This is a genomic window from Pseudomonas sp. B35(2017) (assembly GCF_002113645.1).
In the GTDB taxonomy this organism is placed as follows: Bacteria; Pseudomonadota; Gammaproteobacteria; order Pseudomonadales; family Pseudomonadaceae; genus Aquipseudomonas; species Aquipseudomonas ekonensis.
Genome location: NZ_NEIZ01000010.1, coordinates 84,870 through 111,372, shown reverse-complemented (window position 1 = coordinate 111,372; position 26,503 = coordinate 84,870). Strand labels below are relative to the sequence as shown.

The 26,503-nt window shown below is 64.7% G+C and carries 27 protein-coding genes; all 27 read left to right on the top strand.

What is annotated here, in order from left to right:
• Positions 1 to 111: 111 nt before the first annotated feature.
• The 27 genes from fliE (at position 112) to CAG41_RS17730 (ending at position 26,499) form a co-directional block, all read left to right on the top strand.
• Positions 112 to 441, top strand: a complete 330-nt coding sequence (fliE, locus tag CAG41_RS17860; protein ID WP_085577814.1) for a flagellar hook-basal body complex protein FliE — start codon at positions 112 to 114, stop codon at positions 439 to 441.
• A gap of 15 nt (positions 442 to 456) precedes the next feature.
• Positions 457 to 2,241 (top strand): flagellar basal-body MS-ring/collar protein FliF, encoded by a 1,785-nt coding sequence (gene fliF, locus CAG41_RS17855; protein WP_085577813.1) that lies wholly within the window; start codon positions 457 to 459, stop codon positions 2,239 to 2,241.
• Positions 2,234 to 3,253: a flagellar motor switch protein FliG gene (gene fliG, locus CAG41_RS17850; RefSeq protein WP_085577812.1), complete on the top strand. Its 1,020-nt coding sequence runs from the start codon at positions 2,234 to 2,236 to the stop codon at positions 3,251 to 3,253. The genes fliF and fliG overlap by 8 nt, the downstream gene beginning before the upstream one ends.
• Positions 3,254 to 3,257: 4 nt before the next feature.
• Complete coding sequence (gene fliH, locus CAG41_RS17845; protein WP_085577811.1) at positions 3,258 to 4,061, top strand: flagellar assembly protein FliH; 804 nt, start codon at positions 3,258 to 3,260, stop codon at positions 4,059 to 4,061.
• The gene (gene fliI / locus CAG41_RS17840; protein ID WP_085577810.1) at positions 4,051 to 5,409 is read left to right on the top strand and encodes a flagellar protein export ATPase FliI; all 1,359 of its coding nucleotides are present in this window, start codon (positions 4,051 to 4,053) and stop codon (positions 5,407 to 5,409) included. The genes fliH and fliI overlap by 11 nt, the downstream gene beginning before the upstream one ends.
• 6 nt (positions 5,410 to 5,415) lie before the next feature.
• Positions 5,416 to 5,865, top strand: a complete 450-nt coding sequence (gene fliJ / locus CAG41_RS17835) for a flagellar export protein FliJ (protein ID WP_085577809.1) — start codon at positions 5,416 to 5,418, stop codon at positions 5,863 to 5,865.
• Between the two features lie 101 nt (positions 5,866 to 5,966).
• A complete protein-coding gene (locus CAG41_RS17830; RefSeq protein ID WP_085577808.1) occupies positions 5,967 to 6,272 on the top strand; it encodes an STAS domain-containing protein in 306 nt (101 codons plus the stop codon).
• Positions 6,273 to 6,277: 5 nt separating this feature from the next.
• Positions 6,278 to 7,981, top strand: a complete 1,704-nt coding sequence (locus CAG41_RS17825) for a fused response regulator/phosphatase (RefSeq protein ID WP_085577807.1) — start codon at positions 6,278 to 6,280, stop codon at positions 7,979 to 7,981.
• A gap of 30 nt (positions 7,982 to 8,011) precedes the next feature.
• Positions 8,012 to 8,359, top strand: coding sequence for an Hpt domain-containing protein (locus CAG41_RS17820; protein ID WP_085577806.1), 348 nt, complete (start codon positions 8,012 to 8,014; stop codon positions 8,357 to 8,359).
• A gap of 105 nt (positions 8,360 to 8,464) precedes the next feature.
• Positions 8,465 to 9,826 carry a flagellar hook-length control protein FliK gene (locus CAG41_RS17815; RefSeq protein ID WP_085656689.1) on the top strand — a complete coding sequence of 454 codons (1,362 nt, stop codon included), beginning with the start codon at positions 8,465 to 8,467 and terminating at the stop codon, positions 9,824 to 9,826.
• A gap of 222 nt (positions 9,827 to 10,048) precedes the next feature.
• The gene (gene fliL / locus CAG41_RS17810) at positions 10,049 to 10,552 is read left to right on the top strand and encodes a flagellar basal body-associated protein FliL (RefSeq protein WP_085577804.1); all 504 of its coding nucleotides are present in this window, start codon (positions 10,049 to 10,051) and stop codon (positions 10,550 to 10,552) included.
• Positions 10,553 to 10,561: 9 nt separating this feature from the next.
• A complete protein-coding gene (gene fliM, locus CAG41_RS17805; protein ID WP_085577803.1) occupies positions 10,562 to 11,530 on the top strand; it encodes a flagellar motor switch protein FliM in 969 nt (322 codons plus the stop codon).
• 58 nt (positions 11,531 to 11,588) lie between these two features.
• On the top strand, positions 11,589 to 12,047 hold the full coding sequence (fliN, locus tag CAG41_RS17800; RefSeq protein WP_085577802.1) for a flagellar motor switch protein FliN: 459 nt from the start codon (positions 11,589 to 11,591) through the stop codon (positions 12,045 to 12,047).
• Positions 12,048 to 12,500 carry a flagellar biosynthetic protein FliO gene (gene fliO / locus CAG41_RS17795; RefSeq protein WP_085577801.1) on the top strand — a complete coding sequence of 151 codons (453 nt, stop codon included), beginning with the start codon at positions 12,048 to 12,050 and terminating at the stop codon, positions 12,498 to 12,500.
• Entirely contained in the window at positions 12,500 to 13,258 is a 759-nt protein-coding gene (gene fliP, locus CAG41_RS17790) for a flagellar type III secretion system pore protein FliP (RefSeq protein ID WP_085631148.1), read from the top strand. The genes fliO and fliP overlap by 1 nt, the downstream gene beginning before the upstream one ends.
• Positions 13,255 to 13,524: a flagellar biosynthesis protein FliQ gene (gene fliQ / locus CAG41_RS17785; protein WP_085577799.1), complete on the top strand. Its 270-nt coding sequence runs from the start codon at positions 13,255 to 13,257 to the stop codon at positions 13,522 to 13,524. The genes fliP and fliQ overlap by 4 nt, the downstream gene beginning before the upstream one ends.
• 3 nt (positions 13,525 to 13,527) lie before the next feature.
• A complete protein-coding gene (gene fliR / locus CAG41_RS17780) occupies positions 13,528 to 14,313 on the top strand; it encodes a flagellar biosynthetic protein FliR (protein WP_085631150.1) in 786 nt (261 codons plus the stop codon).
• Between the two features lie 3 nt (positions 14,314 to 14,316).
• Entirely contained in the window at positions 14,317 to 15,456 is a 1,140-nt protein-coding gene (gene flhB / locus CAG41_RS17775) for a flagellar biosynthesis protein FlhB (RefSeq protein ID WP_085577797.1), read from the top strand.
• Between the two features lie 281 nt (positions 15,457 to 15,737).
• A complete protein-coding gene (gene flhA, locus CAG41_RS17770) occupies positions 15,738 to 17,867 on the top strand; it encodes a flagellar biosynthesis protein FlhA (protein WP_085577796.1) in 2,130 nt (709 codons plus the stop codon).
• A gap of 11 nt (positions 17,868 to 17,878) precedes the next feature.
• Entirely contained in the window at positions 17,879 to 19,219 is a 1,341-nt protein-coding gene (gene flhF, locus CAG41_RS17765; protein ID WP_085577795.1) for a flagellar biosynthesis protein FlhF, read from the top strand.
• A gap of 113 nt (positions 19,220 to 19,332) precedes the next feature.
• Entirely contained in the window at positions 19,333 to 20,163 is an 831-nt protein-coding gene (fleN, locus tag CAG41_RS17760) for a flagellar synthesis regulator FleN (RefSeq protein WP_003222917.1), read from the top strand.
• Positions 20,160 to 20,900: an RNA polymerase sigma factor FliA gene (fliA, locus tag CAG41_RS17755; RefSeq protein ID WP_085577794.1), complete on the top strand. Its 741-nt coding sequence runs from the start codon at positions 20,160 to 20,162 to the stop codon at positions 20,898 to 20,900. The genes fleN and fliA overlap by 4 nt, the downstream gene beginning before the upstream one ends.
• A gap of 169 nt (positions 20,901 to 21,069) precedes the next feature.
• Positions 21,070 to 21,441 carry a chemotaxis response regulator CheY gene (locus CAG41_RS17750; protein WP_085577793.1) on the top strand — a complete coding sequence of 124 codons (372 nt, stop codon included), beginning with the start codon at positions 21,070 to 21,072 and terminating at the stop codon, positions 21,439 to 21,441.
• 18 nt (positions 21,442 to 21,459) lie between these two features.
• Positions 21,460 to 22,248, top strand: coding sequence for a protein phosphatase CheZ (locus tag CAG41_RS17745; protein WP_085577792.1), 789 nt, complete (start codon positions 21,460 to 21,462; stop codon positions 22,246 to 22,248).
• A gap of 36 nt (positions 22,249 to 22,284) precedes the next feature.
• The gene (locus tag CAG41_RS17740) at positions 22,285 to 24,573 is read left to right on the top strand and encodes a chemotaxis protein CheA (protein WP_085707266.1); all 2,289 of its coding nucleotides are present in this window, start codon (positions 22,285 to 22,287) and stop codon (positions 24,571 to 24,573) included.
• A gap of 49 nt (positions 24,574 to 24,622) precedes the next feature.
• Positions 24,623 to 25,759 carry a chemotaxis response regulator protein-glutamate methylesterase gene (locus CAG41_RS17735; protein WP_085577790.1) on the top strand — a complete coding sequence of 379 codons (1,137 nt, stop codon included), beginning with the start codon at positions 24,623 to 24,625 and terminating at the stop codon, positions 25,757 to 25,759.
• Entirely contained in the window at positions 25,759 to 26,499 is a 741-nt protein-coding gene (locus tag CAG41_RS17730; RefSeq protein WP_085577789.1) for a flagellar motor protein, read from the top strand. Before CAG41_RS17735 ends, CAG41_RS17730 begins: the two co-directional genes overlap by 1 nt.
• Positions 26,500 to 26,503 lie beyond the last annotated feature (4 nt).

The window sequence follows — 26,503 nt, the reverse complement described above, 5'->3', positions numbered from 1 at the left end:
TGAAGCAAGGTTTCTGAAGAGGGTGCCCGTGAGCTGGCACCCTTGTTGCTAATACCTGTGTACCCGCCGAGTGAGCGTCAAAAAATTGCGGGCCGCCCAAGAGAGTAGACCATGAGCCAAGGTATTGAATTTAATCGGTTGATGCTGGATATGCGCGCCATGCAAATGGACGCCATGTCTGCGCCGAAATCGACTGCCGCCGTCCCTGAAATGGCGGGCAGCAGCTTTTCCGACATGCTCGGTCAGGCCATCAATAAAGTGAGCGACACCCAGCAGGCCTCGACCCAGTTGGCCAATGCGTTCGAGATCGGCAAGAGCGGCGTCGACCTGACGGACGTGATGATTGCCTCGCAGAAGGCCAGCGTGTCGTTCCAGGCTCTGACCCAGGTGCGCAACAAGCTGGTTCAGGCCTATCAAGACATCATGCAGATGCCGGTTTAAGGACGAGATTGAGTCATGGCAGAAGCAGTCGCCGATAACGTTCCGGCCAAGGCCACCCCGATAGACGGCAAACCGCCGCTGTTCGGCCTGTCCTTCCTGGAAAACCTCTCCGAGATGACCATGCTGCGTCAGGTGGGCCTGTTGGTCGGCCTGGCCGCGAGCGTGGCGATCGGCTTTGCCGTGGTGCTGTGGTCGCAGCAGCCGGACTACCGGCCGCTGTACGGCAGCCTCGCCGGCATGGACGCCAAGCAGGTCATGGACACCCTGGCCTCCGCCGACATTCCCTACACCGTCGAGCCGAACTCCGGCGCCTTGCTGGTCAAGGCCGATGACCTGTCCCGTGCGCGGCTCAAGCTCGCGGCCGCTGGTGTCACTCCCAGCGACGGCAACATCGGTTTCGAGATCCTGGACAAGGAACAGGGTCTGGGCACCAGCCAGTTCATGGAAGCGACCCGCTACCGTCGCGGCCTGGAAGGCGAGCTGGCACGCACCATCTCCAGCCTGAACAACGTCAAGGGCGCACGTGTTCACCTGGCGATCCCGAAAAGCTCCGTGTTCGTGCGCGACGACCGCAAGCCGAGCGCCTCGGTGCTGGTCGAGCTGTATTCCGGCCGCTCCCTGGAGCCGGGCCAGGTGGTGGCCATCGTCAATCTGGTGGCGACCTCCGTTCCTGAGCTGAGCAAGTCGCAGATCACCGTCGTCGACCAGAAGGGCAACCTGCTGTCGGACCAGGCGGAAAACTCCGAAATGACCATGGCCGGCAAGCAGTTCGACTACAGCCGCCGCATGGAAAGCATGCTCACCCAGCGCGTGCACAACATCCTGCAGCCGGTGCTGGGCAACGACCGCTACAAGGCCGAAGTGTCGGCCGACATCGACTTCAGCGCCGTCGAGTCCACCGCCGAACAGTTCAACCCGGATCAGCCGGCGCTGCGCAGCGAGCAGTCGGTCAACGAACAGCGCACCGCCAGCAACGGCCCGCAAGGCGTGCCGGGTGCCCTGAGCAACCAGCCGCCGTCGCCGGCCTCGGCACCGCAGACCACCGGCGGCGCCCAAGCGGCCGCCGGCATGGTGCAGCCGGGCCAGCCATTGGTCGACGCCAACGGCCAGCAGATCATGGATCCGGCCACCGGCCAGCCGATGCTCGCACCGTACCCGGCGGACAAGCGTCAGCAATCCACCAAGAACTTCGAGCTCGACCGTTCCATCAGCCACACCAAGCAGCAGCAGGGTCGCTTGAACCGCCTGTCGGTGTCGGTGGTGGTGGACGATCAGGTCAAGGTCAATCCGGCCAACGGCGAAACCACCCGTGCGCCGTGGAGCGCCGACGAATTGGCGCGCTTCACCCGCCTGGTGCAGGACGCCGTCGGCTTCGACGCCAGCCGCGGCGACAGCGTCAGCGTGATCAACATGCCGTTCTCCGCCGATCGCGGTGAAGTGGTCGCCGACATTCCGTTCTACTCGCAACCGTGGTTCTGGGACATCGTCAAGCAAGTGCTGGGCGTGCTGTTCATCCTGGTGCTGGTGTTCGGCGTGCTGCGTCCGGTGCTCAACAACATCACCGGCGGCGGCAAGAGCAAAGAACTGGCGGCCCTGGGCGACGTGGAGCTGGGCGGCATGGGCGGTCTGGACGGCGAGCTGGCCAACGACCGCGTGAGCCTCGGCGGTCCGCAGAGCATTCTGCTGCCGAGCCCGAGCGAAGGCTATGACGCCCAGTTGAACGCAATCAAGAGTCTGGTGGCAGAAGACCCGGGTCGTGTGGCCCAGGTCGTGAAAGAGTGGATTAACGCAGATGAGTGATAACCGAGCCGCCGTCGCCAAACTGTCCCGGGTCGATAAAGCCGCGATCCTGCTGCTGTCCCTGGGCTCCACCGATGCTGCACAAGTGCTGCGCCACATGGGCCCCAAAGAGGTTCAGCGGGTCGGTGTGGCCATGGCCCAGATGGGCAACGTCCACCGTGAGCAGGTCGAGCAGGTGATGAGCGAGTTCGTCGACATCGTCGGCGACCAGACCAGCCTGGGCGTGGGCTCCGACGACTACGTGCGCAAGATGCTCACCCAGGCCCTGGGCGAGGACAAGGCCAACGGCCTGATCGACCGCATCCTGCTGGGCGGCAACACCAGCGGCCTGGACAGCCTCAAGTGGATGGAGCCGCGCGCCGTCGCCGACGTGATCCGTTACGAACACCCGCAGATCCAGGCGATCGTGGTGGCGTACCTGGATCCGGACCAGGCCGGCGAGGTGCTGGGCAACTTCGACCATAAGGTGCGCCTGGACATCATCCTGCGCGTCTCGTCGCTGAATACCGTGCAACCGGCGGCGCTGAAGGAACTGAACCAGATCCTGGAGAAGCAGTTCTCCGGCAACTCCAACGCTTCGCGCACTACCCTGGGCGGTATCAAGCGTGCGGCGGACATCATGAACTTCCTCGACAGCTCGATCGAAGGCCAGCTCATGGACTCGATCCGCGAGGTCGACGAAGACCTGTCCACGCAGATCGAAGACCTCATGTTCGTGTTCAACAACCTGGCCGACGTCGACGACCGCGGCATCCAGGCGCTGCTGCGCGAAGTGTCTTCCGACGTGCTGGTGCTGGCCCTCAAGGGTTCGGACGAAAGCGTCAAGGAAAAGATCTTCAAGAACATGTCCAAGCGTGCCGCCGAACTGCTGCGCGACGACCTCGAGGCCAAGGGCCCGGTGCGCGTCAGCGACGTGGAGACCGCGCAGAAGGAAATCCTCACCATCGCCCGCCGTATGGCCGAAGCCGGAGAGATCGTGCTCGGCGGCAAGGGCGGCGAGGAAATGATCTAAGCCCATGGACAAGCATGACGACGACGTGACGGATCTGATCCGCGCCCGGGATGTCCGCGGTTTCGATACCTGGGCGCTGCCCAGCTTCGATCCGCCGCCGCCGGAACCTGAGCCGGAGCCGGAGCCTGAACCGCCGGAAATCGAGGAAGTGCCGCTGGAGGAAGTCCAGCCGCTGACCCTGGAAGAGCTCGAAAGCATCCGTCAGGAAGCCTACAACGAGGGCTTCGCCATCGGCGAGAAGGAAGGCTTCCACAGCACGACCCTCAAGGTGCGTCAGGAGGCCGAGGTGGCGTTGGCGGCGAAAGTCGCCAGCCTCGAGCAACTGATGGGCCATCTGTTCGAGCCGATTGCCGAGCAGGACACCCAGATCGAGAAATCGCTGGTCGACCTCGTGCGGCACATCGCCAAACAGGTGATCCAGCGCGAACTGGCCATCGACTCGACGCAGATCGAACGCGTCATGCGCGACGCCCTCAAGCTGCTGCCGCTGGGCGTCGGCAATGTGCGGCTGTACGTCAATCCGCAAGATTTCGCCCAGGTCAAAGCGTTGCGCGAGCGCCACGAAGAGACCTGGCGCATCGTCGAGGACGAGACCTTGCTGCCGGGCGGCTGCCGGGTCGAGACCGATCACAGTCGCATCGACGCCAGCATCGAGACCCGCATCGCCCAGGTCATGGACAAACTGTTCGACCAACTGCACGAGCAGGCCCTGCACCCGGCCGCACCGGACTTGAGCCTGGACCTGCCGGAAGACGCGAAGCCGGCGCCCGCCGCCGAGCCGTCCGCGGACGCCCCCGATGCGCCTTGAACGCACCAGTTTCGCCAAGCGCCTGAGCACCTACGCCGAGGCCACCGAGCTTGCCGGTGCGCCGATCCTCGAAGGGCGCCTGCTGCGCATGGTCGGCCTCACCCTCGAAGCCGAGGGGCTGCGGGCCGCCATGGGCACCCGCTGCATGGTGATCAACGACGACACCTACCATCCGTCCCAGGTCGAAGCCGAAGTCATGGGCTTTTCCGGCAACAAGGTCTTTCTGATGCCGGTCGGCAGCGTGGCCGGCATTGCGCCGGGCGCCCGGGTGGTGCCGCTGGCCGATGCCGGCCGCTTGCCGATGGGCATGAGCATGCTCGGCCGGGTGCTGGACGGCGCCGGTCGCGCGCTGGACGGCAAGGGCGGCATGAAGGCCGAAGACTGGGTGCCGATGGACGGCCCGACGATCAACCCGCTCAACCGCGACCCGATCAGCGTGCCGCTGGACGTGGGCATCCGTTGCATCAACGGAATGCTGACGGTGGGCCGCGGCCAGCGTCTGGGCCTGTTCGCCGGTACCGGCGTCGGTAAGTCGGTGCTGCTGGGCATGATGACCCGCTTCACCGAAGCGGACATCATCGTCGTCGGCCTGATCGGCGAGCGGGGCCGCGAGGTGAAGGAATTCATCGAGCACATCCTCGGCGAAGAAGGCCTCAAGCGTTCGGTGGTGGTGGCGTCCCCGGCGGACGATGCGCCGCTGATGCGCATGCGCGCCGCCATGTATTGCACGCGCATCGCCGAGTATTTCCGCGACAAGGGCAAGAACGTCCTGCTGCTGATGGACTCGCTGACCCGTTTCGCCCAGGCCCAGCGGGAAATCGCCCTGGCCATCGGCGAGCCGCCGGCGACCAAGGGCTATCCGCCGTCGGTGTTCGCCAAGCTGCCGAAGCTGGTGGAGCGCGCCGGCAACGCGGAGAAGGGCGGCGGTTCGATCACGGCGTTCTACACCGTGCTGTCCGAGGGTGACGACCAGCAGGATCCGATCGCCGACTCGGCGCGGGGCGTGCTGGACGGGCATATTGTGCTGTCCCGGCGCCTGGCCGAGGAAGGCCATTACCCGGCCATCGACATCGAAGCCTCGATCAGCCGGGTGATGCCTGCGGTGGTGTCGCCGGAGCACATGACCCGTGCGCAGTACTTCAAGCAACTGTGGTCGCGCTATCAGCAGAGCCGCGACCTGATCAGCGTCGGCGCCTACGTGGCCGGCGGCGACCGCGAGACCGACCTTGCGATTTCGCTGCAGCCGCAAATGGTCAGGTACTTGCGTCAGGGCCTGAACGACAGCATCAGCCTGGGCGAAAGCGAAGCCTACCTCGAAACCCTGTTCGCCCCGGCGGCCGGCGGGTAACCGGTCATGGCCCTGAGTCGAGCCGCGCGCCTGGCGCCGGTGGTGGACATGGCCGAGAAGGCCGAGAAGACCGCCGTGCAGCGCCTGGGCTACTTTCAGGGGCAGGTCAAGGTCGCCGAAAGCAAGCTTGCCGACCTTCAGGCGTTTCGCCTGGACTATTCCGAGCAATGGATCGTGCGGGGCAGCACTGGCGTGACCGGGCAGTGGCTGCTGGGCTTCCAGGGCTTCCTGGCCCAGCTCGACACCGCGGTCGACCAGCAGCGCCAGAGCTTGAACTGGCATCAGAACAACCTGAACAAGGCTCGCGAGACCTGGCAAGAGGCCTTTGCGCGGGTCGAAGGCCTGCGCAAGCTTGTACAGCGCTACCGCGACGAGGCGCAGCGGGCCGAAGACAAGCGCGAGCAGAAGCTCCTGGACGAACTGTCCCAGCGTTTGCCGCGGCACGAGGCCTTTTGACGGGGCGATCGCTGACAGCGGCCGGCGGCATCATGCCTTGCCGCCGCCCCCGGCAAGTGCTAAACCTTGTACAGGTTCGTCAATGACAAGGAAGCCAGCGCATGTCAGTCGTTACAGATCTCTCTCCGGATGGGCAAAAGCTGACGATCTCGATCAAGGGTCGGTTCGATTTCGGTCGCCATCAGGAGTTTCGCGAGTCCTATGAGCGACTCGATAAAAAACCCGATTCCATTGTGGTGGATCTCAAAGAAGCCACGTACCTCGACAGCTCGGCCCTGGGCATGCTGCTGTTGCTGCGCGACCACGCCGGCGGCGATCATTCCGACGTGCGGGTGATCAACAGCAATTCGGACGTGCGCAAGATCCTCGCCATTTCCAATTTCGACAAGTTGTTCGACATCGCTTGACGGCCATGCAGCCGCAGGAGCCGTTGACCATCCTGATCGCCGAGGACAGCGCCGCCGACCGCCTGCTGCTCTCGACCATCGTCCGCCGCCAGGGGCATGAGGTGCTGACCGCCGGCAACGGCGAGGAAGCGCTGGAGGTTTTCCGCCGCGATCATCCGCAACTGGTGCTGATGGACGCGATGATGCCGGTGATGGACGGCTTCGAGGCGGCGCGCCGGATCAAGGCGCTGGCGGGGGAAACCCTGGTGCCGATCATCTTCCTCACGTCGCTCACCGAAAGCGAGGCGCTGGCACGCTGTCTGGATGCCGGTGGCGACGATTTTCTGGCGAAACCCTACAACCCGGTGATCCTCTCCGCCAAAATCAAGGCGATGGATCGCCTGCGACGGCTGCAGGCCACGGTGCTGGAGCAGCGCGACCTGATCGCCCGGCATCACGATTACCTGATCAACGAGCAACGGGTCGCCAAGGCGGTGTTCGACAAGGTCGCCCATTCCGGCTGCCTGAATGCGCCGAACATCCGCTACCTGCAATCTCCCTACGCCCTGTTCAACGGCGACTTGCTGCTGGCGGCGTACACGCCGGCCGGCGACATGCATGTGCTGCTCGGGGATTTCACCGGTCACGGCTTGCCGGCGGCGGTCGGCGCCATGCCGCTGGCTGAGGTGTTCTACGGTATGACCGCCAAGGGCTACGGGCTGGCCGAGACCCTGCGGGAAATGAACGCCAAGCTCAAGCGCATCCTGCCGGTGGACATGTTCTGCTGCGCGACCCTGCTGTGCCTGAGCGCACAGCGCCGTTCGGTGGAGTACTGGAACGGCGGCCTGCCCGACGGCTACCTGCACCGCATCGCCACGGGGGAGCGTACGCCGCTGGCGGCACGGCATCTGCCGTTGGGCGTGCTCAGCCCGCAAGCGTTCGACGACTGCACCGAGGTGCTGCCGATGGCGGTGGGGGACCGGGTGTTCCTGCTCTCCGACGGGGTGATCGACACCTGCGACGCCAATGATCAGTTGTTCGGCGTCGAGCGGCTGCGGCAAGTGTTTGCGGCCAACCGTGAGCCGGACCGGCTCTTCGAGGACATCGAGCAAGCGCTCCAGGCATTCCGTGGCGAGGCCCGGGACGATGTCAGCATGGTCGAGATCAGCCTGCTGGAGGCGGCGCAGGTGCATGCGCCGGTGCCGGTGTACTCCGACAGCGGCCAGTCCTGTCCGCTCGACTGGTCGGCGAGCTTCGAGTTCCGGGGCGCGACACTCAAACGCTTCAACCCGTTGCCCTACCTGCTGCAACTGCTGCTGGAGGTGCACGGGCTGCGGGCGCAGAGCGGGGCGCTGTACAGTGTGCTGGCCGAGCTGTACTCCAATGCCCTGGAGCACGGCGTCCTGGGGCTCGACTCCAGCCTCAAGCGCGATGCCAGCGGGTTTGCGCGTTACTATGAGCTGCGCAACGCCCGGCTCGACGCCCTGCGGGACGGCCATGTGCGGGTGCATTTCGACGTGGTGCCGCAGGGCTCGGGCGGAACCCTGGTGATCCGGGTCGAGGACAGCGGCAACGGGTTCGACGTGGCGCGGGTGATGGACCGGCCCCCGGACGGGATCCGCCTGTCCGGGCGTGGGGTCAGCCTGGTCCGTCAGCTGACGCGCAGCGCCCATTGGTCGGACGACGGCCGCAGTGTCCGCGTGGAGTTTTCCTGGGAGGCTCTGGCATAATCCGCGCATTCTTGATCAAGGAGTGAACAAGTGGCTGACAAACATGTAGATCGCGACGTACTGAACTCGATGGCCGAAGTCATGGAGGCCAGCTATCCGGAATTGCTGGACATCTTCCTGGCGGATTCCGAGAACCGGCTGCGGGAGCTGCAAAAGACCGTCGACGCCGAAGTGCTGTCGGTTGTGGCCCACAGCTTCAAGGGCAGCAGCAGCAACATGGGCGCGACCCGCCTCGCGGAGCTCTGCAGTGAGCTCGAACAGCAGGCCAAGAACAAGAGCCCTGCCGAAATCAGCAAGCTGGTGGCGGACATCAACAGCGAGTTCGCCGATGTGCGCCCCGTCTACGAAGCCGAACGACAGCGTTCCCTGACCCATTGAGCCTGCCGTCCGGCGCTTTTTCGCCCCTGCGGCTAAAGCTGGCCCGGCACTTGCAGTCATCTCGCTCAACTGTACCTACGATCCCAGTGCAGCGGAGACCGTACCATGCCTGCAACCCCCAACATCCTTCTTCAGGCTGCCGCCCAGGCCAAGGCGCAAGCCGCCTCCGCCAAAGCGCCGGCCCTGGCCGCAGAGCCCGGGGACAAGGCCTCCAGCTTCGCCCAAGTGTTTGCCGACCAGGGGCCGGCAAAGGCTTCGGCCGCCAGCGCCGCGCCGGTGAAACCTGCGCGCGACAGCGGCGCGGACAGCGGCGGCAAAAAGGACGTCGGCAAGGATCAGTCTGCCGCTCCCGAACCTGCGGTTGCCGATAGCGGCAAACCCTTGCCCGCCGACAAGCCGGCTTCCGGCGCGACGGACGAGCGCAGCGCCAGCGACGACGATTCGACGCAAACCCCTCAAACGCCTGTGGCGGATGCGCCGCCGGTGGATCCGACGCTGGATCCGGCCCTGGTCGAGGCGGTGCAGCCGCCCGTGACCGTACCGGTCGAGCCTGCGCCCGTAGTGGAGACGCCCGCACCCGCCAAGGCCGAAACCCCGGCGGTGGCGGCGCTGCCGACGCCGGCCCCGGCGCCGATCGCCGACAGCGGTTTCGACCCGGAAGCCGATCCGCTCGACAACCTGCCGGCCGTGCGCCTGGCGATGGAGCAGAGCGGCCACATTTCCGCGTCCAGCCAGCCCAAGGCTGCGCCGACCCCGGCACAGGCTCAGGCCGACGGCGAATTGACTGCCGCGCAGAACTTCGCCGCCGGCATGGCCAACATGCTCGATGTGCAGGCGGACAAGGACAGCACCAGCCAGGGCGGCGAGAAGGCCTTCAGCGGCCTGCTCGACGAGGGTCTCAAGGATCTGAAATCCGCCAGCAGCGACACCCGCGTCGATGATTTCGCCAACCGTCTGGCGGCGCTGACGCAGGCCGCCACGCCGAAGACCGCCAACGCCTTGCCGGTGAACCAGCCGATCGCCATGCACCAGAGCGGCTGGACCGAGGAAGTGGTGAACCGCGTCATGTACCTGTCGAGCGCCAACCTCAAGGCGGCCGACATCCAGCTGCAGCCGGCCGAGCTCGGCCGCCTCGACATCCGGGTGAACATGGTGCCGGACCAGCAGACCCAGGTGACGTTCATGAGCGCTCACCCGAGCGTGCGCGAAGCGCTGGACGGTCAGATGCACCGCCTGCGCGAGATGTTCACCCAGCAGGGGATGGGCCAGGTCGACGTCAATGTGTCCGACCAGAACCGTGGCTGGCAGGGTCAGGAACAGGCGCAGCAGGGGCAGGGCGGTCGCACCAACGCCGCCGGCGGGCGTCTGGATTCGGCCGAAGAAGAGTTGACGCCGGCGACCGTCGCTGAAGCGGCGGCCACGGCCACTCACGTGATCGGCTCCAGCGCCGTCGACTACTACGCCTGACGCAACACCCTGAGACCTGTGGGAGCTGGCTTGCCAGCGATAGCGGCGGCACATTCAAAACCAATGTGTCAGATAAATCGCCATCGCTGGCAAGCCAGCTCCCACAGGGTTTTGCATCGGCTCGCGATTCCCTCTCGTTCTCCCCTCCGACACTTCTGGCATAACACTTGCTCTTGCCTTGCCGTGCGACTGTGAAAACCCGATTAATGACGGATTATTGGCATGGCGAAGAGCGAAGCAGCAGCTGTAAAAGACCCCGCAACCAAAGGCAAACTCAAGCTGATCATCCTGATCGTGGTGGCGCTGCTGCTGGCGATCGGTGCCTCCGTGGGCGCGACCTGGTACTTCATGCACAGCGCGCAGAGCAAGCCTGCCCCGGCGGCCGAAGCGGCTCCGGCGGGCAAGCAGCCGGCGATCTTCGAGCCGATGGCGCCGGCCTTCGTGGCCAACTACAACCAGAACGGCCGTCAGCGCTACATGCAGGTGAGCATCACCATGCTGGCGCGCAACCAGGCGGACCTGGACGCGCTCAAGGTGCACATGCCGGTGATCCGCAACAACCTGGTGATGCTCTTCTCCGGTCAGGACTTCGCCACCCTGGCGACGCCGGTCGGTCAGGAAATGCTGCGTCAGAAGGCCACCGCCAGCGTGCAGGAAGTGGCGCAGAAGGAACTGGGCAAAGTGGTGATCGAACAGTTGCTTTTCACTAATTTCGTATTGCAGTAGGAACACGACATGGCCGTGCAGGATCTGCTGTCCCAGGATGAGATCGACGCGCTGTTGCATGGCGTCGACGACGGTCTGGTACAGACCGATAACGCCGCCGAGCCTGGCAGCGTCAAAAGCTACGACCTGACCAGCCAGGATCGCATCGTCCGCGGACGCATGCCGACCCTGGAGATGATCAACGAGCGTTTTGCCCGCTACACCCGCATCAGCATGTTCAACATGCTGCGCCGTTCGGCGGACGTTGCCGTGGGCGGCGTGCAGGTGATGAAGTTCGGCGAGTACGTACACTCGCTGTACGTGCCGACCAGCCTCAATCTGGTCAAGATCAAACCGTTGCGCGGCACCGCGCTGTTCATCTTGGACGCCAAGCTGGTGTTCAAGCTGGTGGACAACTTCTTCGGCGGCGACGGCCGTCACGCCAAGATCGAGGGGCGTGAGTTCACCCCCACCGAGCTGCGCGTGGTGCGCATGGTGCTGGAGCAGGCCTTCGTCGACCTGAAGGAGGCCTGGCAGGCGATCATGGAAGTCAACTTCGAGTACATCAACTCGGAAGTGAACCCGGCCATGGCCAACATCGTAGGTCCGAGCGAAGCCATCGTGGTGTCCACGTTCCACATCGAACTGGACGGCGGCGGCGGCGACCTGCACGTGACCATGCCGTACTCGATGATCGAACCGGTGCGCGAGATGCTCGACGCCGGCTTCCAGTCGGACCTGGACGACCAGGACGAGCGCTGGGTCAACGCCCTGCGTCAGGACGTGCTCGACGTGGCGGTGCCGATCGGCGCCACCGTCGCCCGCCGCCAGCTGAAGCTGCGCGACATCCTGCACATGCAGCCGGGCGACGTGATCCCGGTCGAGATGCCGGAAGACATGATCATGCGCGCCAACGGCGTGCCGGCCTTCAAGGTCAAGATGGGCTCGCACAAGGGCAACCTCGCGTTGCAAGTGATCGAGCCGATCGAGCGGCGCTGAGCCGCGCCTCCACTCCCTTTTGGTTTTTACCGGTTTTTTTGCCCGCCGAGGACAAATGATGAACGACGATATGAACACCCAGGACGACCAGGCGCTGGCCGACGAGTGGGCTGCGGCCCTGGAAGAGACCGGCGAGGGCGGCCAGGCCGACATCGACGCGCTGCTGGCGGCCGACGCCGGTGTGTCCAGCTCCAACCGTGTGCCGATGGAAGAGTTCGGCAGCCACCCGAAGAACAATGAGCCGGTGTCGCTGGACGGCCCCAACCTGGACGTGATCCTCGACATCCCGGTGTCGATCTCGATGGAAGTGGGCAGCACCGACATCAACATCCGCAACCTGCTGCAGCTCAACCAAGGCTCGGTGATCGAACTGGACCGTCTGGCCGGCGAGCCGCTGGACGTGCTGGTCAACGGCACCCTGATCGCCCACGGCGAGGTGGTGGTGGTCAACGAAAAGTTCGGCATCCGCCTGACCGACGTGATCAGCCCAAGCGAACGCATCAAGAAGCTGCGCTGAGTGAACAAGGCGCTCGGTTTCTTGTTGGCAATGGCGTTGCCGGTCGCGGCGCTGGCGGTCGAGCCGGCGGCGACTGCCGCCACGGCGGCCGCGCCTGCGGTCAGCGGCGGCGTCGCCGGCCAGCTGACGCAACTGGTGCTCGGCCTGCTGCTGGTGCTCGGCCTGATCTTCTTTCTCGCCTGGCTGCTGCGCCGGGTGCAGCAGGCCGGTCCCGCCGGCAAGGGTCAGGTGATCGAGCTGATCGGCTCCCGCGCGCTCGGCCCCCGCGACCGTCTGGTGCTGGTGCAGGTCGGCAACGAGCAGATCCTGCTTGGCCTGAGCCCCGGCACCATCACCGCGCTGCATGTGCTCAAGGAGCCGGTCGACGTGCCGGCCGCCGCCGAAAAGGCCACTCCGGAGTTTGCCCAGCATCTGTTGAAGGTGCTCGGCAAGGATCAGAAGGATAAGAAGTAATGGGTGCGTTGCGCATCGTCTTGACCCTGGCCCTGATGCTGGCCGCGCCGCTGGCGTTTGCCGCCGATCCGCTGTCGATCCCGGCGATCACGCTGGGCACCAACGCCGAGGGCGCACAGGAGTATTCGGTCAGCCTGCAGATCCTGCTGATCATGACGGCGCTGAGCTTCATTCCGGCGTTCGTCATCCTGATGACCAGCTTCACCCGGATCATCATCGTCTTCTCGATCCTGCGTCAGGCCCTGGGCCTGCAGCAGACGCCGTCGAACCAGATCCTCACCGGCATGGCGCTGTTCCTGACCCTGTTCATCATGGCGCCGGTGTTCGACCGGGTGAACAACGACGCGCTGCAGCCTTACCTGGCGGAGAAGTTGACCGCCCAGCAGGCGGTGGAAAAGGCCCAGGTGCCGATCAAGGACTTCATGCTGGCCCAGACCCGCTCCACGGACCTTGAGCTGTTCATGCGCCTGTCCAAGCGCACCGACATCGCGACGCCGGAGCAGGCGCCGCTGACGATCCTGGTGCCGGCCTTCGTGACGTCCGAGCTCAAGACCGCGTTCCAGATCGGCTTCATGATCTTCATCCCGTTCCTGATCATCGACCTGGTGGTCGCGAGCGTGCTGATGGCGATGGGCATGATGATGCTGTCGCCGCTGATCATTTCCCTGCCGTTCAAAATCATGCTGTTCGTGCTGGTCGATGGCTGGGCGCTGATCATCGGCACCCTGGCCAGCAGTTTCGGAGGTGTATCGCCATGACGCCTGAAGTTGCGGTCGACATCTTTCGCGAGGCCCTGTGGCTGACCACCATGATGGTCGCGATCCTGGTGGTGCCGAGCCTGCTGGTGGGGCTTCTGGTGTCGATGTTCCAGGCGGCGACGCAGATCAACGAACAGACGCTCAGCTTCCTGCCGCGCCTGCTGGTGATGCTGGTCACCCTGATCGTCGCCGGGCCTTGGCTGGTGCAGACGTTCATGGAATACATCACTCAGCTGTACAAAAACATTCCGCTGGTCATCGGCTGAGCCATGTCGTCGCTGCTTCAGTTGACGGACACCCAGATCAGCACCTGGGTGGCGACGTTCATGCTGCCGCTGTTTCGCATCGGTTCGATGCTGATGGTGATGCCGGTGTTCGGCACCACCCTCGTGCCCAGGCGCATCCGTCTCTACCTGGCGTTGGCGATCACCGTGGTGATCTCGCCGAACCTGCCGCCGATGCCGGCGGTCAGCCCGCTGGACCTTGGCGGTCTGCTGATGATCGCCGAGCAGATCCTGGTCGGTGCGGTGCTGGGCTTCTCCCTGCAATTGTTCTTTCAGGCGTTCGTGGTGGCGGGGCAGATCGTCGCCATTCAGATGGGCATGGGCTTCGCCTCGATGATCGATCCCACCAACGGCGTGTCGGTGGCGGTGATCGGGCAGTTCTTCACCATGCTGGTGACGTTGCTGTTCCTGGCGATGAACGGCCACCTGGTGGTGTTCGAGGTCCTGACGGAAAGCTTCACCACGCTGCCGGTCGGCGGCGGCCTGATGACCGCCCACTACTGGGAGCTGGCCGGCAAGCTCGGCTGGGTGCTCGGGGCGGCGCTGCTGCTGGTGCTGCCGGCGGTCACGGCGCTGTTGGTGGTCAACATCGCGTTCGGCATCATGACCCGGGCGGCGCCGCAGCTGAACATCTTCTCCATCGGCTTTCCGCTGACCTTGGTGCTCGGCCTGTTCATCGTCTGGGTGGGTCTTGCGGACATTCTCAATCAGTATCAACCGCTGGCCGCCGAGTCCTTGCAGTTGCTGCGCGAACTGGCACGGGCACGCTGAGCCATGGCTGAGAGCGAGAGCGGTCAGGACAAGACAGAAGACCCCACGGAGAAACGCAAGAAGGATTCCCGTGAGAAGGGTGAGATCGCGCGCTCCAAGGAGCTCAACACCCTGGCGATCATGCTCGCCGGCTCCGCCGCGCTGCTGATCTTCGGCGGCATGCTGGCCGAGGACTTGATGGAACTGATGCGGGTGAACTTCACGCTCTCGCGGGAAGTGATCATGGATCAGGGTTCCATGGGTCGGTTCCTGATGAGTTCGGGGCTGATGGCCCTGCTGGCGATCCAGCCGATCATGATCACCTTGCTGCTCGCCGCGCTGCTGGGGCCGATCGCGCTCGGCGGCTGGCTGTTCGCCGCCGGCTCCATGGCGCCCAAGTTCAGCCGGATGAATCCGCTGTCCGGGATCAAGCGCATGTTCTCGGCCAAGTCGGTGGTCGAGCTGCTCAAGGCGCTGGCCAAGTTCCTGATCACCCTGGCGGTGGCGTTGGTGGTGCTGTCCGGCGACGTCGACGACCTGTTGCGCATCGCTCACGAGCCGCTCGAGAAGGCGATCATCCATAGCGTGCTGCTGGTGGGCTGGAGCACCTTGTGGATGGCCTGCGGGCTGATCGTCATTGCGGCGGTGGACGTGCCGGTGCAGATCTGGGAGAGCATCAAGAAGCTCAAGATGACCAAGCAGGAAGTGCGCGACGAGCACAAGGACCAGGAGGGTCGGCCGGAGGTCAAGCAGCGCATCCGCCAGGTGCAGCGCGAGATGTCCCAGCGGCGGATGATGGCGGCCATTCCCCAGGCCGACGTGGTCATCACCAACCCGACCCACTACGCCGTGGCGCTCAAGTACGACGCCGACAAGGGCGGCGCGCCGGTGCTGTTGGCCAAGGGGACTGACTTCCTGGCGTTGAAGATCCGCGAGATCGCCACGGCCAACGAGATCATGCTGCTCGAATCGCCGGCCCTGGCGCGTTCGATCTACCACTCCACCGAACTGGAAGAAGAAATCCCGGGTGGGTTGTACCTGGCGGTCGCCCAGGTGCTGGCCTACGTCTACCAGATTCGCCAGTACCGCGCCGGCAAGGGCAAGCCGCCGGAGCCGCTCAAGGACGACCTGCCGATTCCGCCGGACCTGCGGCGCGATTCCTGAGCCGGCTCTGCGGCGCCTTGACGGGCGCCATCGCCAGCGGGCTGGCGCCCGCGATGGGTGTTCCCCGCAGGACCTTGTGGGAGCGAGCCTGCTCGCGATGGCGGTGGCGTGTTCGGCCTCTGGGTGTCAGGCGGATCGCCATAGGCCGCGGGGCATGCGGAAAATCACCTGATAAACCCTTCTGTTTCAGTCTCGTGCAAAAGTTGGAAGGCTTCTTGCAGTAGCCGCCGTGCGCCCGCTTCGGGCGTCAAAAGTTTGCTTGAAAGGAACGGGGAAAACCGGTGGATCGCTCTCAGTTAATCAACAGTGCCCGCAGCAACCTGTCGGAGCTCAGCCGGGGCAATCTGGGTGTGCCGCTGTTGCTGCTGGTCATGTTGGCGATGATGATGTTGCCGGTGCCGCCGTTCCTGCTGGACGTGTTCTTCACCTTCAACATCGCCCTGTCCATCGTCGTGCTGCTGGTGTGCGTGTACGCCTTGCGGCCGCTGGATTTCGCCGTGTTCCCGACGATCCTGCTGGTGGCGACGCTGCTGCGCCTGGCGCTGAACGTGGCGTCGACGCGGGTGGTGATGCTCCACGGCCAGGACGGCCATGCCGCCGCCGGCAAGGTGATCCAGGCCTTCGGCGAGGTGGTGATCGGCGGCAACTACGTGGTCGGCATCGTGGTGTTCGCCATCTTGATGATCATCAACTTCGTCGTGGTGACCAAGGGTGCCGGGCGGATCTCCGAGGTGAGCGCGCGTTTCACCCTCGATGCGATGCCCGGCAAGCAGATGGCGATCGACGCCGACCTCAACGCCGGCCTGATCGACCAGACCCAGGCCAAGGCCCGCCGGGCGGAAGTGGCCCAGGAGGCGGAGTTCTACGGTTCGATGGACGGTGCCAGCAAGTTCGTGCGCGGCGACGCCATCGCCGGCCTGCTGATCCTGTTCATCAACCTGATCGGCGGCATGGCCGTCGGCATCTTCCAGCACAACATGACCTTCGCCGACGCCGGCAAGGTGTACGCCCTGCTGACCATCGGTGACGGTTTGGTGGCGCAATTGCCATCACTGCTGCTGTCCACCGCCGCTGCGATCATGGTGACCCGTGCCTCGGGCTCCGAAGACATGGGCAAGCAGATCAACCGCCAGATGTTCGCCTCGCCCAAGGCGCTGGCCGTCGCGGCCGGCCTGATGGCCATCATGGGCCTGGTGCCGGGCATGCCGCACTTCTCCTTCCTGACCATGGCGGCCCTGGCGGCCGGCGGCGCCTACCTGTTCTGGAAGAAGCAGAACGTGGCCAAGGTGCAGGCGCTGGAAGAGGTCAAGCGTCAGCAGGAGCTGCTGCCGTCGCCGGCCCGCGCCATGGAGACCAAGGAACTGGGCTGGGACGACGTGACGCCGATCGACATGATCGGCCTGGAAGTCGGCTACCGCCTGATCCCGCTGGTGGACCGCAACCAGGGCGGGCAACTGCTGGCGCGGATCAAGGGCGTGCGCAAGAAGCTTTCCCAGGACCTGGGCTTCCTGATGCCCACCGTGCACATCCGCGACAACCTCGACCTGGCGCCGAGCGCCTACCGCCTGACCCTGATGGGCGTGATCCTCGCCGAGGCGGAGATCTACCCGGAGCGCGAACTGGCGATCAATCCGGGCCAGGTCTACGGCTCGCTCAACGGCATCACCGCCAAAGATCCGGCTTTCGGCCTTGAGGCGGTGTGGATCGAAGTCAGCCAGCGCGCCCAGGCGCAATCGCTCGGCTACACCGTGGTCGACGCCAGCACCGTGGTGGCGACCCACCTGAACCAGATTCTGTACAAGCACTCCAGCGAGCTGATCGGCCACGAGGAAGTGCAGCAACTGATGACCCTGCTGGCCAAGAGCTCGCCGAAACTGGCCGAAGAGCTGGTGCCGGGGGTCGTCACCCTGTCGCAGCTGCTCAAGGTGCTGCAGGCGCTGCTGGCCGAACACGTGCCGGTGCGCGACATCCGCAGCATCGCCGAAGCGATCGCCAACAACGCCGCCAAGAGTCAAGATACCGCCGCGCTGGTGGCGGCCGTGCGGGTCGGCGTATCCCGCGCCATCGTCCAAAGCATTGTAGGCACTGAGTCCGAGCTGCCTGTGATCACCTTGGAACCAAGGTTGGAACAAATTTTGCTCAATAGTCTGCAAAAGGCAGGACAAGGCTCGGAAGAGGGCGTTCTGCTGGAGCCGAGCATGGCCGAGAAGCTGCAGCGCTCGCTGATCGAAGCGGCCCAGCGTCAGGAAATGCAAGGCCAACCGGTGATCCTGCTGGTGGCAGGCCCGGTTCGCGCGATGCTCTCGCGCTTCGGTCGCCTGGCAGTTCCCGGACTGCATGTGCTGGCCTACCAGGAAATTCCGGACAACAAGCAAGTGACCATCGTTGCGACAGTAGGGCCCAACGGCTGAGGTAGTGGTTTATGCAAGTTAAGCGTTTTTTCGCCGCCGATATGCGTCAGGCCATGAAGCTGGTTCGTGATGAGCTGGGCGCTGATGCCGCCATCATCGGCAACCGCCGCATCGCCGGCGGTGTCGAGCTGACTGCGGCGCTGGATTACAAACTGTCGGCGCTGGCCCCGCGCGTGCCGAACATGGAGCTCGAAGACGAGCTGCGCAAGACCCAGTCGCGCATCGTCACCGCCCAGGCCGAGCTGAGCCTGCGCGGCGAAGCCGACGGCAACACCAACCGCCAGCTGTTCGCCGGGCTGCCGTTGACCGCGGGCCTGCCGCTGACCGCCGCCGAACCGCTGTCGGAACCGACCTACGCCGCGCCGGCCCGTCCCGCACCGGCGCCTGCGCCGGCCCCGGCCGGTGTCGATCCGCGCGCCCTCGACTCGATGCGTTCGGAGCTCAACAGCCTGCGCGAGCTGATGGAAGTCCAGCTCGGCACCCTGGCGTGGAACCAGTTGCAGGGCAACCGTCCAGCCCAGGCCAACCTGTACCGCCGACTGCAGCGCATCGGCCTGTCGGGCCCGCTGTCGCGCGACCTGCTGGCGATGATCAGCGACGTCGAGGAGCCGCGTCAGGCATGGCGCATGCTGCTGGCGCACCTGGCCCGGATGATCGGCGTGCCGGAGGTCGAGCCGCTGGAAGAGGGCGGGGTGATCGCCATGGTCGGCCCGGCCGGCATGGGCAAGACCACCACCCTGGCCAAGCTCGCGGCGCGTTACGTGCTCAAGTACGGCGCGCAGAACATCGCGCTGGTGAGCATGGACAGTTTCCGCATCGGCGCCCAGGAACAGCTCAAGACCCTGGGCCGGATCCTCAATGTGTCGGTGACCCACGTCGATCCGGGCCAGTCCCTGGTGCAGGCGCTGGATCCGCTGCTGCGCAAGCGCGTGGTGCTGATCGACACCGCCGGCCTTCAGGCCAGCGATCCGGCGCTGCGCATGCAGCTGGAAAGCCTGGCCGGCCGCGGCATCCGCTCCAAGAACTATCTGGTTCTGGCCACCACCAGCCAGAAACAGGTGCTGACCGCCGCTTATCACAGTTACAAGCGTTGCGGGCTCGCCGGTTGCATCCTGACTAAACTGGATGAGACGGCCAGTCTTGGCGAAGTGCTGAGCCTGGCGATCAGCCACGAACTGCCGGTCGCCTACCTGACCGACGGCCCGCGGATCCCGGATGACCTGCATCTGCCGCGCCGTCACCAACTGGTCAGCCGCGCCGTCAGCGTGCAAATGCAGGAAGAACCCAGCGAAGAAGCCATGGCTGACATGTTCGCTGATATCTACCACAGCCCGACCAAGCAGGTCGGCTGAGGTAATGAACAGTTTTTGTACCTACATCGATGGCCTGCCACGCATTGTTCCGGTTGTGAACGCGCAGCCAGTAATGTGGCCTCCGTCTATGCAAGACAAGGTAAAGAAATAACATGGGCAGCATGCATCCCGTACAGGTGATCGCGGTGACCGGCGGCAAAGGTGGCGTCGGCAAGACTAACGTGTCAGTGAACTTGTCCCTGGCGCTGGCAGAGCTTGGCCGTCGGGTCATGCTGCTGGACGCCGACCTAGGTCTGGCGAACGTCGACGTTCTGCTGGGCCTCACACCCAAACGCACCCTGGCCGACGTGATCGAAGGCCGCTGCGAGCTGCGCGACGTGCTGCTGCAGGGCCCGGGCGGGATCCGCATCGTGCCGGCCGCCTCGGGCACCCAGAGCATGGTGCACCTGAGCCCGGCCCAGCATGCCGGACTGATCCAGGCGTTCAGCGACATCGGCGACAATCTCGACGTGCTGGTGATCGACACCGCTGCGGGTATCGGTGACTCGGTGGTCAGTTTCGTGCGCGCCGCCCAGGAAGTGCTGCTGGTGGTCTGCGACGAGCCGACCTCCATCACCGACGCCTACGCGCTGATCAAGCTGCTCAACCGCGATTACGGCATGAACCGCTTCCGCGTGCTGGCGAACATGGCCCAGAGCCCGCAGGAAGGGCGCAACCTGTTCGCCAAGTTGACCAAGGTCACGGATCGCTTCCTGGACGTCGCCCTACAATACGTCGGCGCGGTGCCTTACGACGAAAGCGTGCGCAAGGCGGTGCAGAAGCAGCGTGCGGTCTATGAAGCCTTTCCGCGTTCCAAGTGCGCCCTGGCCTTCAAGGCGATCGCTCAAAAGGTCGACACCTGGCCGCTGCCCGCCAACCCGCGCGGTCACCTCGAGTTTTTCGTCGAGCGCCTCGTGCAGCAAACGGCAGGGCCTGTGCTATGACCGCCAGCGGTATGAACCTGTACAAGAAGTCGGCGCGTGATGCGCAGTACGAACTGATCGAGCGTTATGCGCCGCTGGTCAAGCGCATCGCCTACCACTTGCTGGCGCGGCTGCCGGCCAGCGTGCAGGTCGAAGACCTGATCCAGGCCGGGATGATCGGCCTGCTCGAAGTCTCGAACAAATACGACGCCAGCAAGGGCGCCAGTTTCGAGACCTACGCGGGCATCCGGATCCGCGGCGCGATGCTTGATGAAGTGCGCAAAGGGGACTGGGCACCGCGCTCGGTTCACCGCAATACCCGCATGGTCAGCGACGCGATTCGCGCGATTGAAGCTAAAACCGGCCGTGACGCTAAAGATCACGAGGTTGCGGCCGAACTCCAATTGAGTCTCGACGATTACTACGGGATTTTGAACGACACCCTGGGCAGCCGGCTGTTCAGTTTCGACGACCTGCTGCAGGACGGCGAACACGAAGGGCTGCATGAGGATGGCGCCAGTGCTCATCTTGAGCCGTCGCGCGATCTGGAAGACGAACGCTTCCAGGCAGCGCTGGCGGACGCGATTGCCAATTTGCCGGAGCGCGAGCGACTGGTGTTGGCGCTGTACTACGACGAGGAACTGAACCTCAAGGAAATCGGTGAGGTCCTTGGCGTCAGCGAATCGCGGGTCAGCCAGTTGCACAGCCAGTGCGCGGCCCGTTTGCGGGGGCGTTTGGGGGAGTGGCGAGCGCGCTGAAGGCAGTGTGGGGACACTGCGAACGAGGCTGGTGCGGTGGTGAGCGGCACCGGTCTCGATCCGTTGTGCTCCAGACAGTCATCGAGAGTGCCTTGCCGGATTGAATGAAATGGCGCGTCCCGTTGCCGGGCGCGTTTAAGACTGCTTGGAGGTCGAATTGAACAAAGACATGAAAATCCTCATCGTTGACGATTTCTCAACGATGCGGCGGATCATCAAGAACCTGCTGCGTGACCTGGGGTTCACCAACACCGCCGAGGCCGACGACGGCAACACCGCGTTGCCGATGCTGGAAAGCGGGCACTTCGATTTTCTGGTCACCGACTGGAACATGCCCGGCATGACCGGCATCGACTTGCTGCGCAAGGTGCGCGCCGACGAGCGCCTCAAGCACCTGCCGGTCCTGATGGTGACGGCGGAAGCCAAGCGTGAGCAGATCATCGAAGCGGCCCAGGCCGGCGTCAACGGCTACGTGGTCAAACCATTCACGGCCCAGGCGCTGAAAGAAAAGATCGAGAAGATTTTCGAACGCATCGGCTGATGAACGCGCGGGGGAGCTATGGAGCATAAAGAGTCTTCACAGGGCGACTTCGAGTCGACGCTGAAAAAACACGCGGTCGAGTTGGTCGACAGCCTTGAAAAGGGCAAGTTCGGCGAGGCCGTGCAACTGATCCATGAGCTCAATCAGACCCGTGACCGCGGCCTGTACCAGGAAGTGGGCAAGCTCACACGCGAGCTGCACAGTGCGATCGTCAATTTCCATATCGATCCGCACATGCCCCAGGCCGAAGAGGTGTCGCAGATCACCGATGCGACCGAGCGTCTCGGTTATGTGGTCAAGCTGACCGAGAGCGCCGCCAACCGCACCATGGATCTGGTGGAGAGCGCAACGCCGGTGGTCAACGCGTTGGCCGACGAAGCCCAGGCGCTGAGCGCCGACTGGGGCCGGTTCATGCGTCGCGAGGTCGGGGCCGAAGAGTTCCGCGAACTGGCCCGCCGGGTCGACGGTTTTCTGGCGCGCAGCAGCGCGGACAGCCGGGCGGTGTCGGGCAACCTGAACGACATCTTGCTGGCCCAGGACTACCAGGATCTGACCGGTCAGGTGATCAAGCGCGTGACCCAACTGGTCACCGAAGTCGAAAGCAATCTGCTCAAGCTCGTGCTCATGGCCAGTCAGGTGGACCGCTTTGCGGGCATCGAACATGACCGTGCGGCGATGCTTGCCGAAAAAGATCCACAAAAACATCTCTCGCAGGGTGAAGGTCCGCAGATTCATGCCGATAAACGAGAAGACGTTGTGTCCGGTCAGGACGATGTGGACGATTTGTTATCCAGCCTTGGATTTTGAGTTTTTTTGGGTTTTTAGACCTAGGAGCACCCCTTAATGAGCTTCGGCGCCGATGAAGAGATCCTTCAGGATTTCCTGGTTGAGGCCGGCGAGATTCTTGAGCAACTGTCCGAACAACTGGTCGAGCTGGAAAGCCGGCCGGACGACGCAGATCTGCTCAACGCAATTTTTCGCGGTTTCCACACTGTAAAAGGGGGCGCCGGCTTCCTTCAGCTCAACGAGCTGGTGGAGTGCTGCCACATCGCCGAAAACGTGTTCGACATCCTGCGCAAGGGTGAGCGTCGCGTTGATGCGGAACTGATGGACGTGGTGCTTGAGGCGCTGGATTCGGTGAACAGCATGTTCGGCGAAGTCCGCGACCGCAGCCCGATCACCGCCGCCACCCCGGAACTGCTGGCGGCCCTGGCCCGCCTGGCCGAGCCGCAGTCGGCCGATGAGGCGCCGGCATCGCCGGTGGCCGAGATGATCGAAGAACTGGTCGTCGAAGACAGTTCGGGCGACATCACCGACAACGAATTCGAACAACTGCTGGACTCGCTGAGCGCCGTCAAGGCCGAAGCCGAGGCCCCGGCGGCTGCCGTTGCGCCTGCGCCTGCGGGTGACGAGGCGGCCAGCGACGAAATCACCGACGCCGAGTTCGAGTCGCTGCTCGACCAGCTGCACGGCAAAGGCCAGTTCGCGCCGGACGCGGTCACCCCGGCGGCCCCCGCTGCGGCGGCCCCGGCGGCGGGCGACAGCTCGGACATCACCGACGACGAATTCGAAGCCTTACTCGACCAGTTGCACGGCAAGGGCAACTTCGCCGTCGAAGCGCTGGAATCGGCGATCGCGTCGGCTCCGGCCCCGGCTGCTGCGGCCCCGGCCGCCGCTGCCGCCGGCAGCGACCTGATCAGCGACCACGAGTTCGAGTCGCTGCTCGACGAGCTGCACGGCAAAGGCAAGTTCACCGACGTCAACACCGGTGCGCCGGTGACGGCGGGCAGCGCGGCTGCGGTTGCCGCGCCGGCTGCCAAGGCCCCGGCCCCGGCAGCGGCACCGAAACCGGCCGCCAAGGCGCCTGAGGCCAAGGCCGAAACGCCGAAGCCGGCTGCTGCCGCCGCGCCTGCGCCGGCCCGTGCCCCGGCCGCTCCGCCGCCGGAAAAGCCGACGAGCGAAGCCGAGACCACCGTGCGGGTCGACACCGCGCGCCTCGACGAGATCATGAACATGGTCGGCGAGCTGGTGCTGGTGCGTAACCGTCTGGTGCGCCTGGGCCTCAACAGCGGCGACGAAGCCATGTCCAAGGCCGTGTCGAACCTCGACGTGGTCACCGCGGACCTGCAGACCGCCGTGATGAAGACCCGGATGCAGCCGATCAAGAAAGTGTTCGGCCGCTTCCCGCGCCTGGTCCGCGACCTGGCGCGCCAGCTCAAGAAAGAGATCAACCTGGAGCTGGTCGGCGAAGAGACCGACCTGGACAAGAACCTCGTCGAGGCGTTGGCCGACCCGTTGGTGCACTTGGTGCGCAACGCAGTCGACCACGGCATCGAGTCGCCGGAAGAGCGCGAAGAGTCGGGCAAGCCCCGCGGCGGCAAGGTGATCCTGGCGGCCGAGCAGGAAGGCGACCACATCCTGCTGTCGATCTCCGACGACGGTAAGGGCATGGACCCGAACGTCCTGCGTTCCATTGCCGTGAAACGCGGCGTGATGGACAAGGATGCGGCGGACCGCCTGAGCGACACCGAGTGCTACAACCTGATCTTCGCCCCGGGCTTCTCGACCAAGACCGAGATCTCCGACGTGTCCGGCCGCGGCGTGGGCATGGACGTGGTGAAGACCAAGATTTCCCAGCTCAACGGTTCGATCAACATCTACTCGACCAAGGGACAGGGCTCGAAGATCGTCATCAAGGTGCCGCTGACCCTGGCGATCATGCCGACCCTGATGGTGATGCTCGGCAACCAGGCGTTCGCGTTCCCGCTGGTGAACGTCAATGAAATCTTCCACCTCGACCTGTCGACCACCAACGTGGTGGACGGCCAGGAAGTGGTGATCGTGCGGGACAAGGCGCTGCCGCTGTTCTACCTCAAGCGCTGGCTGGTCAGCTCCGCGGCTCACGAAGAGCCGCGCGAAGGCCATGTGGTGATCCTTTCGGTGGGCACCCAGCGGATCGGCTTCGTCGTCGATCAACTGGTCGGCCAGGAAGAAGTGGTCATCAAGCCGTTGGGCAAGATGCTTCAAGGGACTCCGGGCATGTCCGGCGCCACCATCACCGGTGACGGCCGCATCGCGCTGATTCTCGATGTTCCGAGCATGCTCAAGCGTTACGCCGCACGGCGTATTTGAATCCGGGGCAGCGGGGCGCCAGCGCCTCGCTGCACCTAATGGAGTGTTTATGGCAGTCAAAGTCCTGGTGGTGGACGATTCGGGTTTTTTCCGCCGCCGCGTCTCGGAAATTCTTTCGGCGGATCCGACCATCCAGGTCGTCGGTACGGCGACCAACGGTAAAGAGGCGATCGAGCAAGCTCAGGCCCTCAAGCCCGATGTGATCACCATGGACTACGAGATGCCGATGATGGACGGCATCACGGCCGTGCGGCACATCATGCAGCGCTGCCCGACCCCGGTGCTGATGTTCTCCTCGCTGACCCATGAAGGCGCCCGGGTGACCCTGGACGCGCTGGATGCCGGCGCGGTGGATTTCCTGCCGAAGAATTTCGAAGACATCTCCCGCAACCCGGAGAAGGTCAAGCAACTGCTGTGCGAGAAGGTGCACAGCATCTCGCGCAGCAACCGGCGTTTCAGCGCCTACAGCGCGCCGGCGCCGGCCGCAGCGCCGACGCCTGCGCCTGCTCCGGCGGCGTCAAGCTTCAGCGGCCACAGCACCAGCGCACCGGCCCGTCCGGCGCCTGCTCCTGCGCCTGCACGCGCACCGGCGGCCAGCGCTTCGTCGCCGGCACCGAAACGCAAGGCCTACAAACTGGTCGCCATCGGCACCTCCACCGGCGGCCCGGTGGCCCTGCAGCGGGTGCTCACCCAGCTGCCGGCCAACTTCCCGGCACCGATCGTGCTGATCCAGCACATGCCGGCGGCGTTCACCAAGGCCTTCGCCGAGCGTCTGGACAAACTGTGCCGCATCAGCGTCAAGGAAGCCGAGGACGGCGACATCCTGCGTCCCGGCCTGGCGCTGCTGGCCCCGGGCGGCAAGCAGATGATGATCGACGGCCGCGGCGCGGTGAAGATCCTGCCGGGCGACGAGCGCCTGAACTACAAGCCGTGCGTGGACATCACGTTCGGTTCCGCCGCCAAGTCCTACAGCGACAAAGTTCTGGCGGTCGTGCTGACCGGCATGGGCGCCGACGGCCGTGAAGGTGCGCGCCTGCTCAAGCAGGGCGGCAGCACCGTCTGGGCCCAGGACGAAGCCAGCTGCGTGATCTACGGCATGCCGATGGCCATCGTCAAGGCTGACCTGGCCGACGCGGTGTACGGTCTGGACGACATCGGCAAGCACATCGTCGAGGCGTGTATCTGATGGATGTTCTAAGCCTTATCGGGATCATCATGGCGTTTGTCGCCATCATCGGCGGCAACTTCCTTGAGGGCGGCCACCTCGGCGCGCTGGCCAACGGGCCGGCGGCGCTGATCGTGCTGGGCGGCACCATCGGCGCCGCGCTGCTGCAGTCGCCGATGAGCGCCTTCAAGCGCGCCATGCAGATCCTGGCGTGGATCTTCTTCCCGCCGCGGGTCGACCTGGCCGGCGGCATCGACCGCGTCGTCAACTGGAGCCTCACCGCACGCAAGGAAGGCCTGCTGGGGCTGGAAGGCGTGGCCGACGCCGAACCCGACGCCTATTCGCGCAAGGGCCTGCAACTGCTGGTCGACGGCGCCGAGCCGGAAGCGATCCGCAGCATCCTGGAGGTGGACTTCTTCACCCAGGAAGCCCGCGACGTCGAGGCGGCCAAGGTGTTCGAAAGCATGGGCGGCTACGCGCCGACCATCGGCATCATCGGTGCGGTGATGGGCCTGATCCACGTGATGGGCAACCTGGCCGATCCGTCGCAGCTGGGCAACGGCATCGCCGTGGCGTTCGTCGCCACCATCTATGGTGTGGCGAGCGCCAACCTGGTGCTGCTGCCGATCGCCGCCAAGCTGAAGTCAATCGCGTTGCGGCAGTCGCGTTATCGCGAAATGTTGTTGGAAGGGATCCTGTCGATCGCCGAAGGTGAAAACCCTCGCTCTATCGAGCTGAAGCTTCAGGGCTTCATGGATTGATGGG